The sequence below is a fragment of the Streptomyces sp. NBC_00234 genome (assembly GCF_036195325.1).
Lineage (GTDB): Bacteria > Actinomycetota > Actinomycetes > Streptomycetales > Streptomycetaceae > Streptomyces.
This window is the reverse complement of the sequence record NZ_CP108101.1, coordinates 2,059,558-2,075,942: the sequence shown is the minus strand read 5'-3', so window position 1 is coordinate 2,075,942 and position 16,385 is coordinate 2,059,558. Positions and strand designations below refer to the sequence as shown.

The following is a 16,385-nucleotide window of genomic DNA, read 5'->3' as shown; positions in this document are numbered from 1 at the left end:
GGGCCGGTTCGGGCCCGGACCCCGCCCCGGTGGGGACGGGGCCGGGGGTGCCGTCAGGCGCCGCCCGTCAGCGAGGCCGTCTTCGAGGCCACGACGATCGCGAACAGGCACAGCAGGACCAGCCCGCCGCCGATCTGCGCCGGGGTGGTCTTGAACTTCGCGGGGGCGTAGGCGAGGGCCCAGGTGACCAGGCCGCCCGTCAGCAGCCCGCCGAGGTGGCCCTGCCACGAGGTGAACGCGGCGGAGACGACCAGCCAGATCAGCAGGCCCGTCAGCAGGCGGTTCACGTCGCGCATGTCCCGGCCCAGCCGCCGGCTGATGATGTAGAAGGCCGCCGCGATGCCGAAGATCGCGCCCGAGGCGCCCACCGTCACCGTGTCCGGCGCCACGACGTAGACGAGCACCGAGCCGCCCAGGGCGGAGAGCAGATAGACCGCCAGGTACCGGGCCCGGCCCAGCTGCCCCTCGACGGCCCGGCCGAGGTTCCAGAGCGTGAGCATGTTGAAGAGCAGGTGCATCACACCGAACCCGCTGTCGGGCGGCAGATGCAGGAACGTACCGGTCAGCAGCCGGTACCACTCGCCGTTCGCGATCCCGCTCAGCTCGTACCCGGCGAAGACGCCGCCCTCGTAGTAGTAGTGCTCGCCCTGTGCGTCGACCAGCAGGGCGCCGAGCACCGCGAACCGGTCGACCACCGAGGGCAGGGCCACCTCGGCTATGTACGCGAGGACGTTCAGCGCCATCAGGACGTACGTCACGACGGGCGCCGTCGCCATGGACGCCGTGCCACCGAAGATCCTGCGGGCCTGCCGGACGGAACGCTGCCCCTCCTTCACGCACTCCACGCAGTGATGGCCGACCGCGGCCTCACGCATGCAGTCGGGGCAGATGTAGCGGTCGCAGCGGGTGCAGCGCACGTACGTCTCGTACGACGGGTGGCGGTAGCACCGGGTGGCGGCGGCCTCCATGGCCGGCTCCTTCATGGGTCGACTGACAGGAAAGGGGCCGGTGGGGACGGCGGCGATCAAGATAGCGAACGCTGCCGACGGTCATGGGTCCGGGTACCCGGCGGTGGCCTACCCTCGGGAGTCGGCAGACCGCAGAACGGAGACCGTCATGACCGGCTCGCCCGCGGCCCCAGGCCCGGCCATCAGCCTCCGCAAGGTCGAGGAGACGGCGCCCGCGCTCGTCGGCCCGTACAAGAGCGCCAGGGTCTCCCTGGAGAAGCACGGGATGACGGGCCTGCGCGCAGCGGTCTATCTGGTCCTCGACTACTCCGGTTCGATGAAGGACTACTACAAGGACGGCAGCGTCCAGGCGCTGGCCGACCGGGTGCTGGGCCTGTCGGCCCACCTCGACGACGACGGCCGCGTCCCCGTCGTGTTCTTCTCCACGGACATCGACGCGGTCACGGACATCGCGCTGGACGATCACCGCGGGCGGATCGACAGGATCGTGGCGGGCCTCGGGCACATGGGGAAGACCAGCTACCACCTGGCCATGGACGCCGTCATCGACCACTACCTCGACAGCGGCTCGACGGCGCCCGCGCTCGTCGTGTTCCAGACGGACGGCGGCCCGATCAGCAAGCACGCGGCGGAACGCTATCTGTGCAAGGCCGCGAAGCTGCCGCTGTTCTGGCAGTTCGTCGGCTTCGGCAACAAGCGGAGCTCGCAGTTCGACTTCCTGCACAAGCTCGACGACCTGGCCGTACCCGCCAAGCGTCCCCTCGACAACGCCGGCTTCTTCCACGCCGGTGCCGAGCCCCGGCAGGTTCCCGACGCCGAGCTGTACGACCGGCTGGTCGCCGAGTTCCCGCACTGGCTGGCGGCTGCCACGGCGCAGGAGATCGTCCGATGACGCCGCGTGTACTGAGGGCGGCCGGGCGCACACCGGTGCCGTGGAAGAACGGAGGGGGAGTCACCCGGGAGATCGCCGTGTGGCCCGAGGGCGCCGCACCGGACGCCTTCGACTGGCGGATCAGCCTGGCGGACGTGGCCGCGGACGGGCCGTTCTCCGCGTTCCCGGGCATCGACCGCACCCTGACCGTGGTCGAGGGCGAGGGGATGGACCTGCTGGTCGGCGGTGAGCACCACATCGTCGACGAGCCGTACTGGCCGTACGACTTCCCCGGCGACCTGGAGACCTTCGGCAGCCTCCTCGGCGGACCGGTCGTGAACCTCAACGTCATGTACCGCAGGGACCGTCCGCCGGTGGCGACCGCGGTCGTCCGCGGCACCGTCCGGCTGATCCCGCCGGACGGCGGCGCGGTGCTCGCCCTCGCGCTCGACGACGGCGCCGTCCTCGACGGCACGGACATCGAACTGGGCCGTTACGACGCGGTCCTGGCGACCGGCGACTCCCCGGGCGTGCTCCGGACGCTGGGCTCCGCGGTGGTGGTGACGCTGCCGGGCCGGTGAGCCTCTACGCGCCCGGTACCCAGTGGTTGTGCACCGGCAGGGCGGCCGGCGGTTCGGGCGAAGGGGGCATGCCCATCTTCTCGGCGACCGGCATGATCACCGCGCCGAACTTGTCCATCGCCTCCTGGGACTCCCAGAGGTCGTAGATCTCCAGGCCCGCGTCGGTCGGGACGCAGACGTGCGAAAGACACCCGGCGAACGTGTCGCCGGGAAGGGCCTGGAGTTCGGCGTTGAGTGCGTCGTACTGGTCGGTGGTGATGCCGGGCAGTGTGGCCTTCATGAAGATCGCCATGGAGAATCACCTCGGTCGGAGGGCCGGCCCCCCGCCGCGGAACGCGGCCGTACCCCTTCCAGAACACCACGTCCGGCGCACAGCAGCATCCGCCCGGGTGACCTTCGGGTAATCCGGACAGAAGATGTCGGGATTCCCGTGTTTCCTGGTTCCATGACATCGAGTTCGTGGGCAGATTTCAGGACGGCGGAGCCGGCGTTCGCCGAGACCGTGCAGAAGCGGTTCCAGCTGTACAAGCACCATGTCCTGGCGACCCTCCGCAAGGACGGATCCCCCCGGGTCACCGGCCTCGAAGTGGACTTCCGCTTCGACGAGCTGCTGTTCGGCATGATGCCGAACTCCCGCAAGGCGCTGGACCTGCGGCGGGACCCGAGGTTCGGGGTGCAGGCCAACCCGGGACCCGACGCGGAGATGGCGGACGGCGACGTCCGGATCTCCGGCCGCGCGGTGGAGATCACCGACCCGGAGATGCTGGCGCGCTTCATCGAGGACGCGAACCCGCCGCAGCCGTTCCACCTGTTCCGCACGGAACTGACGGAGGTGGTCCACACGGGCCTGGAGGGCGGCGACACCCTGGTCGTACAGGTGTGGCGCCCGGGCCTGCCGCTGCGTACGGTCCGGCGGACCAACGAGGAGAGCCCGGCCACGTGACGCCGGGCCGGGCCCGGCCGGCTCACCCCGCGAGCACCCGGGCCCGGCACGCCCCAGGAGCCCCCCACGCGTCCCGCAGCGGCCGTGCCTTGCGCAGCCACAGTGCGAGGTCCAGTTCCTCCGTGTAGCCCACCGCACCGTGCAGCTGGAGCGCGGTGCGGGCCGCCGCGTACGCCGCCTCGCCCGCCGCCAGCTTGGCCGCCGCGACATCCGCCCCGGTCCGGGGGCGGGCGTCCGGCTCCGCCAGCGACATCGCCGCCCCGTACAGCAGCGGCCGGGCGAACTCCAGCGCGGTCAACGTGTCGGCCAGCCGGTGCTTGACGGCCTGGAAGGACCCGACGGCCGCACCGAACTGGGTCCGCTGCTTCACGTACGCCACCGTGGAGCGCAGCAACGACTCCCCGACACCCAGCGCCTGGGCGGCCGTCACGAAGGCCGCCCAGTCGGCCGCCGCCGCGGCCCCCTCGGCCACCCGCGGGCCGCGGGCCAGCAGCGTTCCCCCGCTGTCCGGCGAGAACAGTCGTCGCGCGGGGTCCGCGGAGGCGCTGAACGGCCCCGGCCCGGACGCCAGCCACAGCTCCTCCCCGCACACCGTGAACACGGCGTCCGCCACGTCCGCGTCCAGCGCGTACGGCCCGTCCAGGCGCAGGGTCGCCGAAGCCGTGCCGTCGGCCAGCCGGGGCAGCCAGTCCTTCGCCGCGGGGCCGCCGGTCACGCTCAGCAGCACCGAGGCGGCGACCGTCTCCACCACCGGACCGGGAACCGCGTGCCGGCCCAGCTCCACGAAGGAGACGGCGAGTTCGACCGGCAGCGGCCCCACGCCCCCGTACGCCTCCGGCACCGCGAGCGCGAACACCCCGGCCTCCGCGAGCCGCGACCACAGGGTCAGCCCGGGCCGGTGGTCCCCGGCGCCCCACGCCCGTACCGCCGCGGGCGTGCCGGCGGCACCGAGCATCGCGTCCAGCGACCGGCCGAACTCCCGTTGTTCGTCGTCGAGCAGGAATCGCATCAGCGCCGCCCCTTCGGCAGGCCGAGCAGCCGCTCGGCGATGATGTCGCGCTGGATCTCGTTCGTGCCCGCGTAGAGGGGGCCGGCGAGAGCGAAGAGGTACCCCTGCGCCCACTCGCCGTCCGCGAGCTCCGCGTCCGGGCCCAGCAGGTCGAGCGCCGTCTCGTGCAGCGCGATGTCGTACTCGGACCAGAACACCTTGTTCAGGCTCGACTCCGCGCCGATCGTGTCTCCCGCCGCGAAGCGCGACGCGTGCGCGCAGGTGAACAGCTGGTACGCGCGCGCCCCCACCACCGCGTCCGCGACCCGGTCCCGCAGCCCGGTGTCCGACGGGTCGCCGTGCGTACGCCACAGCGCGGCCAGCCGGTCCGCGGCGGCCAGGAAGCGGCCGGGGGAGCGCAGGGTCAGCCCCCGCTCGCTGCCCGTCGCCGACATGGCGATCCGCCAGCCCTGGCCGGGCTCCCCGATGATGTCCTCGTCGGGCACGAACACCTCGTCGAGGAAGAGTTCGGCGAACGCCGGCTTGCCGTCCAGCCGCCCCACGGGCCGGACCGTGACCCCGGGCGCCGACAGGTCGAACATCAGATACGTCAGCCCGTGATGGGGCTTCGCGGCCCCCGGGTCCGTACGGAAGATCCCGAAGGCCCGGTCGGCGAACGCGGCCCGCGAGGACCAGGTCTTCTGGCCCGTCAGCAGCCAGCCGCCGTCCGTGCGCACGGCGCGCGAACGCAGCGAGGCCAGGTCCGAGCCGGACTCCGGCTCGGACCACGCCTGCGCCCAGATCACCTCGCCGCTCGCCATCGGCGGCAGGATCCGGGCCCGCTGCGCGGCCGTGCCGTGGTCGAAGAGGGTCGGGGCGAGGAGGTTGATGCCGTTCTGCGAGACCCGGCCGGGCGCGCCCGCCGCGTAGTACTCCTCCTCGAAGGCGAGCCATCCGAAGATGTCGGCGCTCCGCCCCCCGTACTCCGCGGGCCAGGAGACGACCGACCAGCGGTCCGCGTACAGCCGCGCCTCCCACTCCCGGTGGGCCGCGAAGCCCTCGGCCGTCTCCAGCGAGGGCAGGGGGCGGGACGGGACCCGGTCCCGCAGCCACTCCCGGGCCTCGGCGCGGAAGGCGTGCTCCGCGGCGGTGTGCGACAGATCCATCGGCCATCCTTCCCTAACAAGTGTTTGGTAGATTAACGTACGGCCATGACCACCGTCGAGGAAGCGGAAGCCGCGGAAGACCCGAACGGCGCGAACCGGCCGGGCACCGGCACCGGGCCGCCCCGCCCCGTACCGGGACACCGGCTGCTGGCCGGCCGCACAGCCGTCGTCACGGCAGCCGCGGGCACGGGAATCGGCGGCGCCACCGCACGCAGATTCCTGGAGGAGGGCGCACGGATCGTCATCGGCGACGCACACGCCCGGCGGCTCAAGGAGACCGAGCGGGCACTCGCCGAGGAGTTCGGTCCCGACCGGGTCGCCTCGCAGCCCTGCGACGTCACCGACGAGGACCAGGTCCAGGCCCTCTTCGCCCACGCCGAACAGACCCACGGCGGCCTCGACATCGTCGTCAACAACGCAGGGCTCGGCGGCACCGCCGAACTCACCGAGATGACCGACGACCAGTGGTCCACGGTCCTCGACGTCACCCTGAACGGCACCTTCCGCTGCACCCGTGCCGCCCTGCGCTCACTGAAGGCATCGGGCCGCGGCGGCGTCCTCGTCAACAACGCCTCCGTGATCGGCTGGCGCGCCCAGACCGGCCAGGCCCACTACGCCGCCGCCAAGGCGGGCGTCATGGCGCTCACCCGCTGCGCGGCCGTCGAGGCCGCCGCCTACGGCGTCCGCGTCAACGCGGTCGCCCCCAGCCTCGCCATGCACCCGCACCTGGTGAAGGTCACCTCCGCGCCCCTGCTGGCGGAGCTCACCGAGAAGGAGGCCTTCGGCCGGTACGCCGAGCCCTGGGAGATCGCCAACGTCATCGTCTTCCTCGCGAGCGGCTACTCCTCGTACATGACGGGCGAGGTCGTCTCCGTCAGCAGTCAGCATGCCTGACACGGTGCGGACCGGGCGGACAATGGGCGGGTGCCTACCAAGAAGAAGCCCCAGGTGACCCCCTCGCCCGCGCGCCGCCGCGAACTGCTCGCCACCGCCGCCGAGGTCTTCGCCGCGCAGGGATACAACGCCACCACCGTCCGCAAGATCGCGGACGAGGCGGGGATGCTCGCGGGCAGCCTCTACTACCACTTCGATTCCAAGGAATCGATGGTCGACGAAATCCTCTCGACCTTCCTCGACGAGCTCTGGAAGGGATACGACGCGGTGCTGGGCGCCGGGCTCGGCCCCAGGGAGACCATCGAGGCACTCGTCACCGAGTCCTTCCGGGAGATCGACCGGCACCGCGCCGCCGTCGCCATCTACCAGAAGGAGTCCAAGCACCTCTCCACACAGCCGCGCTTCGGCTATCTCGCCGACTCGCAGCAGAAGTTCGAGAAGGCGTGGCTCGGCACGCTGGAGCGCGGCGTCGCCGACCAGGTCTTCCGCGCCGATCTGGACATCCGCCTCACGTACCGCTTCGTCCGCGACACCGTCTGGGTCGCGGCCTCCTGGTACCGGCCCGGCGGACAGCACAGCCCCGAGGAGATCGCACGCCAGTACCTCTCGATGGTGCTGGACGGTATCGCCCTGCGCACCTAACCCACCCGAGGAGCAGCAGTCATGGCCGAGGCATACATCGTCGAAGCGGTACGCACCCCCGTCGGCAGGCGCGGTGGAGGTCTCGGCGCCGTCCACCCCGCCGACCTCGGCGCACACGTCCTCAAGGCGCTCGTCGCCCGCAGCGGGATCGACCCGGCGGCCGTCGAGGACGTCGTCTTCGGCTGCCTCGACACGGTCGGACCCCAGGCCGGGGACGTCGCCCGCACCTGCTGGCTGGCGGCGGGCCTGCCGGAGGAGGTCCCCGGCGTCACCATCGACCGGCAGTGCGGCTCCTCCCAGCAGGCCCTGCACTTCGCCGCCCAGGGAGTGCTCTCCGGCACCCAGGACCTGGTCGTCGCGGGCGGCACCCAGAACATGACGCAGATCCCGATCGCCTTCGCCTCGCGTCAGGCCGCCGAGCCCCTCGGCCTGACGGGCGGCCCCTACGCGGGCAGCGAGGGCTGGCGCGCCCGGTACGGCGACCAGCCGGTCAACCAGTTCCACGGCGCCCAGCTGATCGCCGAGAAGTGGGGCATCAGCCGCCGCGACATGGAGGAGTTCGCCCTCACCTCCCACCAGCGGGCGGTCCGCGCCATCGACGAGGGCCGCTTCGCGCGCGAGACGGTCGCGTACGGGGACGTCACCGCGGACGAGGGGCCGCGCCGGGACACCACCCTGGAGAAGATGGCCGGACTGAAGCCGGTCCTGGACGGCGGCACGATCACCGCCGCCTGCTCCTCCCAGGTCTCCGACGGAGCCGCGGCCCTGCTCATCGCCTCCGAGCGCGCCGTCGCGGAACACGGCCTCACCCCGCGCGCCCGCGTCCACCACCTCTCGGTACGCGGCGAGGACCCGATCAGGATGCTCTCGGCGCCGATCCCCGCCACCGCGTACGCGCTGAAGAAGGCCGGGATGACGATCGACGACATGGATCTGGTCGAGATCAACGAGGCGTTCGCGCCGGTCGTGCTGGCCTGGCTCAAGGAGACCGGCGCGGACCCCGGGCGGGTCAACGTCAACGGCGGCGCGATCGCGCTCGGCCACCCCCTCGGGGCGACCGGCGCCCGGCTCATGACGACCCTCCTGCACGAACTGGAGCGCACCGGGGGCCGCTACGGCCTCCAGACCATGTGCGAGGGCGGCGGACAGGCCAACGTCACCATCGTCGAACGGCTCTGAACGGCAGGGCGGACCCTGGGGTGAACGGCCCGGGAACGCCGGGGGAAGAGCCCCCGCGACCCCCCTGGTCAGCAAAGTTTTCCGTCCCGCGGAGTGGCGGGAGCCGCCGCCGGACGAGAGGACGTGCTACGGTGGTCCAGTTGCAGTTTTGGTACCCATGAACTTTATGTGCGCCTGACGGGAATGCTTCCTCAGGCGCTTTATTGTTTTCCGGCTTTCTCCGGGTGGGGCTCAATGCGGCGACTTGGAATTCGTAAAGTGCGGATTTCCGGCACTGCACCTCTTTTAGGAGATCGACATGGCTACTGGAACCGTGAAGTGGTTCAACTCGGAAAAGGGCTTCGGCTTCATCGAGCAGGACGGCGGCGGCGCCGACGTCTTCGCCCACTACTCCAACATCGCCACCCAGGGCTTCCGTGAGCTCCAGGAGGGCCAGAAGGTCTCCTTCGACGTCACGCAGGGCCAGAAGGGCCCGCAGGCGGAGAACATCGTCCCGGCCTAATTGCCGGACGCGTACCTCGCAACCGGGGCCCGCACCGTGAAGGTGCGGGCCCCGGTTTGTGCTGTCTCCGGGACATCCCGCTTTGTGCTGCATCCTGGGGCGCACATCAAGCAGTCCATCCAGCAGTCCGCAGTAACCCAGGAATCCCCCAGGAGGGCAATTCCGTATGACCCGCTCCGAACGCCAGGACCGACCGGCCACCACCCGCACCCGTCCGACCAGGGGACGTGGCCCGGCCCAGGCACAGGCAACCGCCAAGGCATCCGGCCGGGGAGCCGGCAAGGCACCGGCCCGCCGCCGCGCCACGCCTCCGCAGGGTGAGTTCGCCCTGCCGGAAACCATGACCCCCGCCCTGCCCGCCGTCGAGGCGTTCGCCGAGCTGGACATGCCCGCAGCACTGCTCAAGACGCTCACCGCGCAGGGCGTCACCGAGCCCTTCCCCATCCAGGGCGCCACCCTGCCGAACTCGCTGGCCGGCCGGGACATCCTCGGCCGTGGCCGCACCGGTTCCGGCAAGACGCTGGCCTTCGGCCTTGCCCTGCTCGCCCGTACCGCGGGCCGGCGCTCCGAGCCGCGCGCCCCGCTGGCGCTCGTCCTCGTCCCGACCCGTGAGCTCGCCCAGCAGGTCACCGACGCCCTCACGCCGTACGCGACCTCCGTGAACCTGCGGCTCGCCACCGTCGTCGGCGGAATGTCGATCAGCAAGCAGTCGGGCACGCTGCGCCGCGGCGCCGAGGTGCTCGTCGCCACGCCCGGCCGGCTCAAGGACCTCATCGAGCGCGGCGACTGCCGCCTCGACGACGTCGCGATCACCGTCCTCGACGAGGCCGACCAGATGGCCGACATGGGCTTCATGCCGCAGGTCGTCGCCCTGCTCAAGCAGGTCGAGCCGGACGGACAGCGGATGCTGTTCTCCGCGACCCTGGACAAGAACATCGACCGGCTGGTCAAGATGTTCCTGACCGACCCGGTCGTGCACTCCGTCGACCCGTCCGCCGGTGCGGTCACCACCATGGAGCACCACGTGCTGCATGTCATGGACGAGACCGACAAGAAGGCCGTCGCCCTCAAGATCGCCGCCCGTGAGGGACGCGTGATCATGTTCGTCGACACCAAGCGCGCCGCCGACCGTTTCGCCAAGCGGCTGCTCGCCAGCGGTGTACGGGCTGCCGCCCTGCACGGCGGCCGGTCCCAGCCGCAGCGCAACCGGACCCTGGACCAGTTCAAGACCGGCCAGGTCACCGCGCTCGTCGCGACCAACGTGGCGGCCCGCGGCATCCATGTCGACGACCTCGACCTGGTCGTCAACGTGGACCCGCCCACCGACCACAAGGACTACCTCCACCGCGGCGGGCGCACGGCGCGCGCCGGGGAGTCCGGCAGCGTCGTCACGCTGGTGCTGCCCGAGGAGAAGCGGGAGATGACCCGGCTGATGCAGGACGCCGGCATCGACCCGCGCACCACCCGCATCAAGTCGAGCGACGAGGAACTGACCCGGATCACGGGGGCCCGCGAGCCCTCCGGCATCGCGATCGTCGTCGAGGTCCCGCAGCCGACCCAGCCGAAGCCGCGTACGCGGTCGGGTGGCGGCGCGGCGGGTGCGACGGCCGGCGGATTCCGCTCCGGAAGCCGCGGTCGCGGCCGTCGTGGCGGCTCGGGTGCCGGCGGTGCCGGTGGCGAGGCGCGCTCGGGCGGTACGGGTGCGGGCACCGGTGCGGTCCGTGGTGGCGCAGGCCGTGGCGGCGGCGAGTCCCGTGGCGCCGGGGCGGGCCGCGCGGGCTCCGGCTCCGGTCGCGGCGGCTCGGCCGCACGCGGTCGCCGGGCCGCCTAGGGTCTTTCGTTTGGATCAGGCCGGATCAGGGAGCGGGGTCTGGTGTGGGCAGCTGCAAGGCGGAGGAGGGAGTCGACGCGGAGCGTCGGCGACCGACGACAACGCCGCGGGTGCGCGCGCCAGGGCACGCGAGCCCGGCATGATCCCAACGAGAGGCCCTAGGGCACTGCCTGGCGCGACGGAGCGGTGACCGGTCACCCGGTCACCGCTCCGCGCCCGGTCCGACGGGCCCGGCCCGTCAGACCGGTGGCAGGGCCCCCAGGGTGCGGCGGGCCTCCTCCATCACCCGGTCCACCAGGTCCGCGACGCTCGGCAGGTCCTCGATGACCCCCGCGACCTGGCCCGACGCCATCACCCCGAGATCCGTCCGGCCGTCGACCATGGCGGCCTTCAGCAGCATGGGGGTGTTGGCGGCCAGCAGGATCTGGCTCCACGACAGGTCCTTGCCGTGTTTCGTCGCGAGGCCGTCACGCACCATCCGGCGTCGGCTCAGCCCGGAGATCCGTCGGAAGGCTGACGCACTGCGCACCGCCGTCGCCAGGGCCCTCACCCGGCCCGCACCTTCCAGCGCGGCCACCATCTCCGTACGCAGCATCCGGTGCGGCAGCCCGTCCACGGCCCTCGTCACCGTGACGTCCTTGACGCCCGCCGCCAGATAGCGGGCCTTCACCGCGTCCGGGACCGTGGAGTCCGACGTCAGCAGGAACCGCGTCCCCATCGCGATCCCGGCGGCCCCGTAGGCCAGTGCCGCGACCAGGCCCCGGCCGTCGTGGAACCCGCCCGCCGCGATCACCGGGATGCCGACCGCGTCCACAACCTGCGGCAGCAGCACGGTCGTTGCCACGTCACCCGTGTGCCCGCCCCCCTCGCCGCCCTGCACGATCACCGCGTCCGCACCCCACGCGGCGACCTTCTCGGCATGGCGCCGTGCGCCGACCGACGGAATGACGACGACACCCGCGTCCTTCAGCTCCGCGATCAGATCCCTCGACGGGGCAAGCGCGAAGGACGCCACCTTCACCCCCTCCTCCACGATGATCCGCACCCGCTCGCGGGCGTCACCGGCATCCGCGCGCAGATTCACTCCGAACGGCGCGCTCGTACGGGAGTTGACCTCGCGCACCGCCGTGCGCAGCTGGTCGGTGGTCATCGTCGCGGAGGCCAGGATGCCGAGTGCGCCCGCCTCGGCGGTGGCGGAGACGAGCCGGGGGCCGGCGACCCAGCCCATGCCCGTCTGCACGATCGGGTGCCGGATGCCGACGAGTTCGGTGAGCGGGGTGCGCATCAGACCCGTACCTCGCGGTCGCGGGTGCCCGCGGGGTCGATGACCTCGCGGATCAGGCGGAGCTCCTCGTCCGTGGGTTCGCGGGTGTCCGGGACCTCGTCCGCGATCGTCAGCGTGAATCCGGTGGCCGCGCGGACCTGTTCGACGGTGACCCCGGGGTGCAGCGAGGCCAGCCGCATGGAGTGGTCGGGGGTCGCGAAGTCGAAGACCCCGAGGTCGGTGACGACCCGCGGGATGCGGTGGTAGCGGGCCGCCGAAGGGCCCGCCGCCGCGGCGCTGTCGTAACCGACGCCGCTGATCATGTCGACGCGTTCGACGAAGACCCGGAGCGAGTGCTTCGGGACCCAGTAACTGACCGGGTTGTTCAGGGTGTTGACCGGTGCGCCGCGGACCCCGAGGAGCTGTCGGGCGGGGCGGTTCCAGTCACCGATGCAGGAGATGTTCTGGTTGCCGAAGCGGTCGATCTGACTGGCGCCCATCATCACGTGCCGCCGTCCGCCGGTGACCATGGCCAGGTGCTGGCGGTACGGCAGCCAGCCCTCCGTGGTGCCGTCGGGGCCGACGATCAGTGCCTCGCCGTCGGTGAGGAGAAGCCCGGGGGAGAAGGTGCGCCGGGCGAGACGGGCGCCGACGGACGGGATCAGGCCCATCGGGCTGGCGAGCACCTCGCCGTTGTCGCGCCAGGCTTCGGCGCACGCGATCACGCAGTACTCGGCCCGGGTGACCGCCCGTGTCGTCATTTCCGCTCCTCGTGCCAGGTCTGGACGGCGGACTGGTAGTCCTTCTCGGTGCCGTGCGCGGGCAGGAAGCGTTCGGAGAACGCCGCCCAGGCGTCGGGGTCCGCCGCGGCGGTGGCGTACGCCTTCTGGAACGCCTCGTCGCGGGGGTGGTCGGGGGTGCAGGAGGTGAAGTGCGCACCGTTCGGGGTCTCGATGACGCCGGTGACGGTGTGCCGTTTGACGAGGAGGGTCTGCGGGGCTGCCTCCGCGGTCAGTTCGGCGGTCTCGACGAGCCGTTCGCAGGAGACGTACGCGGTGTCGGCGGCCTCGCAGAACAGGTCGTCGAAGTACGGGTCGGGTCCCAGGTACTGGCCGTTGCCCAGCCGGTCCGCACGGTTGACGTGGACCAGCGCGGCGTCCATCCGCAGGGCGGGCATCGCGACCAGTTCCTCGCCGTCCTCGTACGGCGAAGCGACCGTCCGCAGGCCCGGGTTGACCCGCATGACATCGGAGCCGAGGCCGGCCCGTACGGGAAGGAAGGGTAAGCGGTTGGCGGCGGCGTGCAGCCCCCACATGAACATCGCCTCGTCGATCTCCGTCAGGTCGAACGCCCCGCGCTCGCGGGCCGCGCGGAAGTGCGGTTCCAGGGGGATCGAGTCGAGCGTGACGAAGGCCGCCACCAGCTTGCGGATCTTTCCGGCCGCGGCGAGCAGGCCGACATCGGGACCGCCGTACGCGATCACGGTCAGGTCGGTGACCGGGGAGCGGAGCAACGCCCGTACCAGTGCCATCGGTTTGCGGCGCGATCCCCAGCCGCCGATACCGATCGTCATGCCGCTGTCCAGCCGGGCGACGGCTTCCTCCGGGGTCATGGTCTTGTCGGTCACGGTCGTGCCTCCTTGCCGAAGGTGTCGCGGACGCGGTCGGCGGTCCCGCTGAGACCGGCCTCGAACGTGAAGCCCTGCTCGAAGCGGTAGCTGCGGCGTACGTCCACCGGGTCGATGCCGTTGATGGCGGCCTTGGCCAGCCGGATCAGGTACCCGTCCTTGTGGGCGATCTCCCCGGCCACCTCCAGTGCCGCGCCGATGAGTTCCTCGGCCGGTACGACCTTCCAGACCGAGCCGTGGGAGTGGAGTTCGGTGGCGGTCACGGTGCGCGAGGTGTAGTACAGCGTGCGCATCAGATGCTGCGGGACCAGGCGGGCCAGGTGGGTGGCCGCGCCGAGCGCGCCGCGGTCCAGCTCGGGCAGGCCGAAGGTGGCGTCCTCGCTCGCCACGATCACGTCGGCGTTGCCGACGAGTCCGATGCCGCCGCCCAGGCAGAAGCCGTTCACCGCGGCGACGACCGGGACCTCGCACTCGTACACGGCGGCGAAGGCTTCGAAGCACGCGCGGTTGGCCGCGATCAGGGCGCCGTGGCCCGTATCGCTCTGCAGTTCCTTGATGTCGACGCCCGCGTTGAAGCCGCGCCCGGTCGCGGCCAGGACGACGCAGCGCACCCCGGGGTCGCGGCCCGCGGCGCGGACCGCGTCGGCGAGGTCGTACCAGCCCTGTACGGGAAGGGCGTTGACGGGCGGGTGGTCGACGGTGACGACGGAAACGGCTTCGGTGGGGCGTGAGGTGGAGACACCCATGAGCGGATCAGCTACCTTTCCACCAAACATTTGTTAGGTGTGGAAGGTAGCAGCCTGCCTCCGCAACGCCAACAGGGGAGATGTGAGAGATGACCGCGACCGTGGGCAGTACCGGACTCTGCGCGGGCCGGGTCGTCGTCGTGACGGGAGCGGGGCGCGGTCTCGGCCGGGCCCACGCCCTGGCCTTCGCCGCCGCAGGGGCGAAGGTCGTCGTCAACGACCTCGGGGTCGGCCCCGCGGGCGACGGCGTCTCGGCGGGACCGGCCCGGCAGGTGGCCGACGAGATCGTCGCTGCGGGCGGCGAAGCGGTGGTCAACGGTGGGGACATCGCGACGACGGAAGGGGCGGCGTCGCTGGTCGCGGACGCGCTGGAAGCCTTCGGGCGGCTGGACACCCTGGTCAACAACGCGGGCTTCCTGCGGGACCGGATGCTCGTGAACCTGGCCGAGGAGGACTGGGACGCCGTGATGCGGGTCCACCTCAAGGGCCACTTCCTGCCGCTGAAGCACGCGGCGGCGCACTGGCGGGCGGAGTCCCGGGCGGGACGCACGCCCGTGGCCCGGGTCATCAGCACCAGTTCGGGCGCGGGGCTGCTCGGCAGCGTCGGCCAGGGCAACTACGCCGCCGCGAAGGCCGGCATCGTCGCCCTCACCCTCGTCGCCGCAGCCGAACTGGGCCGGTACGGCGTCCAGGTCAACGCGATCGCTCCGGCGGCCCGCACCCGGATGACCGAGCAGACGTTCGCGGAGACGATGGCGGCGCCCGGGGACGGCTCGTTCGACGCGATGGCCCCGGGGAACGTCTCCCCGCTCGTGGTGTGGCTCGGTTCGGCCGCGAGCGACGGGGTGACGGGGCGGGTCTTCGAAGCCGAGGCGGGCCGGATCACGGTGATGGAGGGCTGGCGGCCGGGCCCCACGGCGGACCGCGGAGCCCGGTGGGCGCCGGAGGAGGCGGGGGAGGCGGTCCGTGGCCTGCTGAAGGAGGCGGAAGCCCCCGGAGCGGTGTACGGGGCGACGCCCTCCGCACCGCCGGCCCGTCCCGCCGGCCCCGGCCCGTCCGGCACCTGAGGGCCGGCGACCGGGACGGCCCCCCGGCCACCACGGTCACGGCCTCCGGCTACGAAGCCCCGGCATCCCTCACGTATCGCACTCCAGAACCGTCCGGCACAGCCCGCACCGCGCCCGCACCCGCCCGCGGACCGGGACCCGGATGCGCTGGTGGCAGGTGGGGCAGCAGAAGGAGACCCGGAGCTCCTGGCCGTCCCCCTCGAAGGCGTACGGGAGCGCCGGGTCGGCGGCGGCTCCCGGGTGCTCGCCCGCGTACCGGCGGTCCTTGGCGTACCGGCGGCGGCCCGCCCACCCCGCCTCCCTCAGCGGCGGCTGCCGGCCGTCACGCAGGGCCAGCTCCCGCCCCTTCGTGTACGCCGCGTACGCCTGCACGCTGGTGAACCAGGGCGAGGGGTCCTCGTCGAAGACCAGCGCCCGCTTGGCCAGGACGTACCCGAACTCCTCCGGGGTGAGGTACCCGAGCTTCTGGCTGGAGGTGGCGTCCTCGCGGAAGGCGTCCAGCAGCAGCCAGCCCGCGCCGAGATAGGCCGCCGCGGTGTCGGTGAGGATCTCGTTGTCGCGGGTGCCCGGGAACTCCAGCCCGAGCCGGTGCAGCAGCACGTGCATGACCTCGTGGGCCAGCGCCGCGCCGATGTCCCGGCGATGCGTACGGAACCGGTCGTTGAGCTCGATGAAGTACTCGGGCCCCGCCGCCAGTTCCACGCCGGCGGCATGCTCCATCCGCCGGAAGCCCACGATCATGCGCGCCTCGGGCAGCCGCAGATGCTGGACCATCGCGCGGGCCACCCGCTGGGTGCCGAGATGGAGGTCGTCCGCGTCGGAGAAGGCCGCGTCGGCGGGGACGAGGCTCGTCGCGTACGCGTGCATGCCCTCGTGGGAGATCCGCCGGTAGAGCGCGTTGATCGCGGACCGGACGGTGTCGAGATGCGGATATCCATGGACCACCGGGCTGCCGTCACCCACGCCGGACCCCCATCCGTGACGCTCAACGGACCTCCACTGTAAGCGGACCGGCGGGCGGGCGAGCCGGTCCGCACCAGGTGGACATGGCCGGAAAGTACGCCTTGTGGACGCGGTGATCGCTTCCCGATAATCCGACTCACGCCTTTGTCGGGC

18 protein-coding genes are annotated in these 16,385 nt (G+C 72.0%); 9 read left to right on the top strand and 9 right to left on the bottom strand.

What is annotated here, in order from left to right:
* Nucleotides 1-53: 53 nt before the first annotated feature.
* Complete coding sequence (locus OG230_RS09010; RefSeq protein ID WP_328909616.1) at nt 54-968, bottom strand: rhomboid family intramembrane serine protease; 915 nt, start codon at nt 966-968, stop codon at nt 54-56.
* Nucleotides 969-1,116: 148 nt separating this feature from the next.
* Here OG230_RS09010 and OG230_RS09005 point away from each other — a divergent pair, with 148 nt between their 5' ends.
* Nucleotides 1,117-1,860 carry a VWA domain-containing protein gene (locus OG230_RS09005; protein ID WP_328909615.1) on the top strand — a complete coding sequence of 248 codons (744 nt, stop codon included), beginning with the start codon at nt 1,117-1,119 and terminating at the stop codon, nt 1,858-1,860.
* A complete protein-coding gene (locus OG230_RS09000) occupies nt 1,857-2,420 on the top strand; it encodes a HutD/Ves family protein (protein WP_328909614.1) in 564 nt (187 codons plus the stop codon). The genes OG230_RS09005 and OG230_RS09000 overlap by 4 nt, the downstream gene beginning before the upstream one ends.
* A gap of 4 nt (nt 2,421-2,424) precedes the next feature.
* On the opposite strand, the gene OG230_RS08995 is transcribed toward OG230_RS09000, so the two are convergent.
* A complete protein-coding gene (locus OG230_RS08995) occupies nt 2,425-2,712 on the bottom strand; it encodes a hypothetical protein (protein ID WP_328909613.1) in 288 nt (95 codons plus the stop codon).
* Nucleotides 2,713-2,865: 153 nt separating this feature from the next.
* Here OG230_RS08995 and OG230_RS08990 point away from each other — a divergent pair, with 153 nt between their 5' ends.
* Complete coding sequence (locus OG230_RS08990) at nt 2,866-3,363, top strand: pyridoxamine 5'-phosphate oxidase family protein (protein ID WP_328909612.1); 498 nt, start codon at nt 2,866-2,868, stop codon at nt 3,361-3,363.
* 22 nt (nt 3,364-3,385) lie between these two features.
* Here the strand turns inward: OG230_RS08990 and OG230_RS08985 are convergent, their stop codons facing one another.
* Both OG230_RS08985 and OG230_RS08980 read right to left on the bottom strand, forming a co-directional pair.
* Nucleotides 3,386-4,372 (bottom strand): acyl-CoA dehydrogenase family protein, encoded by a 987-nt coding sequence (locus OG230_RS08985; RefSeq protein WP_328909611.1) that lies wholly within the window; start codon nt 4,370-4,372, stop codon nt 3,386-3,388.
* Entirely contained in the window at nt 4,372-5,517 is a 1,146-nt protein-coding gene (locus tag OG230_RS08980; protein ID WP_328909610.1) for an acyl-CoA dehydrogenase family protein, read from the bottom strand. Before OG230_RS08980 ends, OG230_RS08985 begins: the two co-directional genes overlap by 1 nt.
* Before the next feature lie 45 nt (nt 5,518-5,562).
* On the opposite strand from OG230_RS08980, the gene OG230_RS08975 reads away from it, so the two are divergent.
* The 5 genes from OG230_RS08975 (at nt 5,563) to OG230_RS08955 (ending at nt 10,565) form a co-directional block, all read left to right on the top strand.
* The gene (locus OG230_RS08975) at nt 5,563-6,411 is read left to right on the top strand and encodes an SDR family oxidoreductase (protein WP_328909609.1); all 849 of its coding nucleotides are present in this window, start codon (nt 5,563-5,565) and stop codon (nt 6,409-6,411) included.
* Nucleotides 6,412-6,441: 30 nt separating this feature from the next.
* Nucleotides 6,442-7,053: a TetR/AcrR family transcriptional regulator gene (locus tag OG230_RS08970; RefSeq protein ID WP_328909608.1), complete on the top strand. Its 612-nt coding sequence runs from the start codon at nt 6,442-6,444 to the stop codon at nt 7,051-7,053.
* 21 nt (nt 7,054-7,074) lie between these two features.
* The gene (locus OG230_RS08965) at nt 7,075-8,232 is read left to right on the top strand and encodes an acetyl-CoA C-acetyltransferase (protein ID WP_328909607.1); all 1,158 of its coding nucleotides are present in this window, start codon (nt 7,075-7,077) and stop codon (nt 8,230-8,232) included.
* A gap of 298 nt (nt 8,233-8,530) precedes the next feature.
* A complete protein-coding gene (locus OG230_RS08960) occupies nt 8,531-8,734 on the top strand; it encodes a cold-shock protein (protein WP_015607926.1) in 204 nt (67 codons plus the stop codon).
* Between the two features lie 166 nt (nt 8,735-8,900).
* Nucleotides 8,901-10,565 (top strand): DEAD/DEAH box helicase, encoded by a 1,665-nt coding sequence (locus tag OG230_RS08955; RefSeq protein WP_328909606.1) that lies wholly within the window; start codon nt 8,901-8,903, stop codon nt 10,563-10,565.
* Nucleotides 10,566-10,803: 238 nt separating this feature from the next.
* Here OG230_RS08955 and OG230_RS08950 read toward each other — a convergent pair whose 3' ends face one another.
* Genes OG230_RS08950 through OG230_RS08935 form a run of 4 tightly spaced genes read right to left on the bottom strand, consistent with a single transcriptional unit; the run spans nt 10,804 to nt 14,202 of the window.
* A complete protein-coding gene (locus OG230_RS08950; protein WP_328909605.1) occupies nt 10,804-11,850 on the bottom strand; it encodes an NAD(P)H-dependent flavin oxidoreductase in 1,047 nt (348 codons plus the stop codon).
* A complete protein-coding gene (locus tag OG230_RS08945; protein WP_328909604.1) occupies nt 11,850-12,590 on the bottom strand; it encodes a CoA-transferase subunit beta in 741 nt (246 codons plus the stop codon). Before OG230_RS08945 ends, OG230_RS08950 begins: the two co-directional genes overlap by 1 nt.
* A complete protein-coding gene (locus tag OG230_RS08940; protein ID WP_328911351.1) occupies nt 12,587-13,441 on the bottom strand; it encodes a CoA transferase subunit A in 855 nt (284 codons plus the stop codon). The genes OG230_RS08945 and OG230_RS08940 overlap by 4 nt, the downstream gene beginning before the upstream one ends.
* Before the next feature lie 11 nt (nt 13,442-13,452).
* The gene (locus OG230_RS08935) at nt 13,453-14,202 is read right to left on the bottom strand and encodes an enoyl-CoA hydratase family protein (RefSeq protein ID WP_328909603.1); all 750 of its coding nucleotides are present in this window, start codon (nt 14,200-14,202) and stop codon (nt 13,453-13,455) included.
* Between the two features lie 89 nt (nt 14,203-14,291).
* Here OG230_RS08935 and OG230_RS08930 point away from each other — a divergent pair, with 89 nt between their 5' ends.
* Entirely contained in the window at nt 14,292-15,269 is a 978-nt protein-coding gene (locus OG230_RS08930) for an SDR family oxidoreductase (RefSeq protein ID WP_328909602.1), read from the top strand.
* 69 nt (nt 15,270-15,338) lie between these two features.
* Here OG230_RS08930 and OG230_RS08925 read toward each other — a convergent pair whose 3' ends face one another.
* Complete coding sequence (locus OG230_RS08925) at nt 15,339-16,232, bottom strand: hypothetical protein (RefSeq protein ID WP_328909601.1); 894 nt, start codon at nt 16,230-16,232, stop codon at nt 15,339-15,341.
* Nucleotides 16,233-16,385: the final 153 nt, after the last annotated feature.

Excerpts from the sequence above, each read along its gene's own strand:
- OG230_RS08990 (WP_328909612.1), top strand. The coding sequence starts at position 2,866 with ATGACATCGAGTTCGTGGGCAGATTTCAGGACGGCGGAGCCGGCGTTC.
- OG230_RS09010 (WP_328909616.1), bottom strand. The coding sequence starts at position 968 with ATGGAGGCCGCCGCCACCCGGTGCTACCGCCACCCGTCGTACGAGACG.
- OG230_RS08940 (WP_328911351.1), bottom strand. The coding sequence starts at position 13,441 with ATGACCCCGGAGGAAGCCGTCGCCCGGCTGGACAGCGGCATGACGATC.
- OG230_RS08995 (WP_328909613.1), bottom strand. The coding sequence starts at position 2,712 with ATGGCGATCTTCATGAAGGCCACACTGCCCGGCATCACCACCGACCAG.
- OG230_RS08935 (WP_328909603.1), bottom strand. The coding sequence starts at position 14,202 with ATGGGTGTCTCCACCTCACGCCCCACCGAAGCCGTTTCCGTCGTCACC.
- OG230_RS09000 (WP_328909614.1), top strand. The coding sequence starts at position 1,857 with ATGACGCCGCGTGTACTGAGGGCGGCCGGGCGCACACCGGTGCCGTGG.
- OG230_RS09005 (WP_328909615.1), top strand. The coding sequence starts at position 1,117 with ATGACCGGCTCGCCCGCGGCCCCAGGCCCGGCCATCAGCCTCCGCAAG.
- OG230_RS08945 (WP_328909604.1), bottom strand. The coding sequence starts at position 12,590 with ATGACGACACGGGCGGTCACCCGGGCCGAGTACTGCGTGATCGCGTGC.
- OG230_RS08930 (WP_328909602.1), top strand. The coding sequence starts at position 14,292 with ATGACCGCGACCGTGGGCAGTACCGGACTCTGCGCGGGCCGGGTCGTC.
- OG230_RS08960 (WP_015607926.1), top strand. The coding sequence starts at position 8,531 with ATGGCTACTGGAACCGTGAAGTGGTTCAACTCGGAAAAGGGCTTCGGC.
- OG230_RS08950 (WP_328909605.1), bottom strand. The coding sequence starts at position 11,850 with ATGCGCACCCCGCTCACCGAACTCGTCGGCATCCGGCACCCGATCGTG.
- OG230_RS08965 (WP_328909607.1), top strand. The coding sequence starts at position 7,075 with ATGGCCGAGGCATACATCGTCGAAGCGGTACGCACCCCCGTCGGCAGG.
- OG230_RS08955 (WP_328909606.1), top strand. The coding sequence starts at position 8,901 with ATGACCCGCTCCGAACGCCAGGACCGACCGGCCACCACCCGCACCCGT.
- OG230_RS08980 (WP_328909610.1), bottom strand. The coding sequence starts at position 5,517 with ATGGATCTGTCGCACACCGCCGCGGAGCACGCCTTCCGCGCCGAGGCC.
- OG230_RS08975 (WP_328909609.1), top strand. The coding sequence starts at position 5,563 with ATGACCACCGTCGAGGAAGCGGAAGCCGCGGAAGACCCGAACGGCGCG.
- OG230_RS08985 (WP_328909611.1), bottom strand. The coding sequence starts at position 4,372 with ATGCGATTCCTGCTCGACGACGAACAACGGGAGTTCGGCCGGTCGCTG.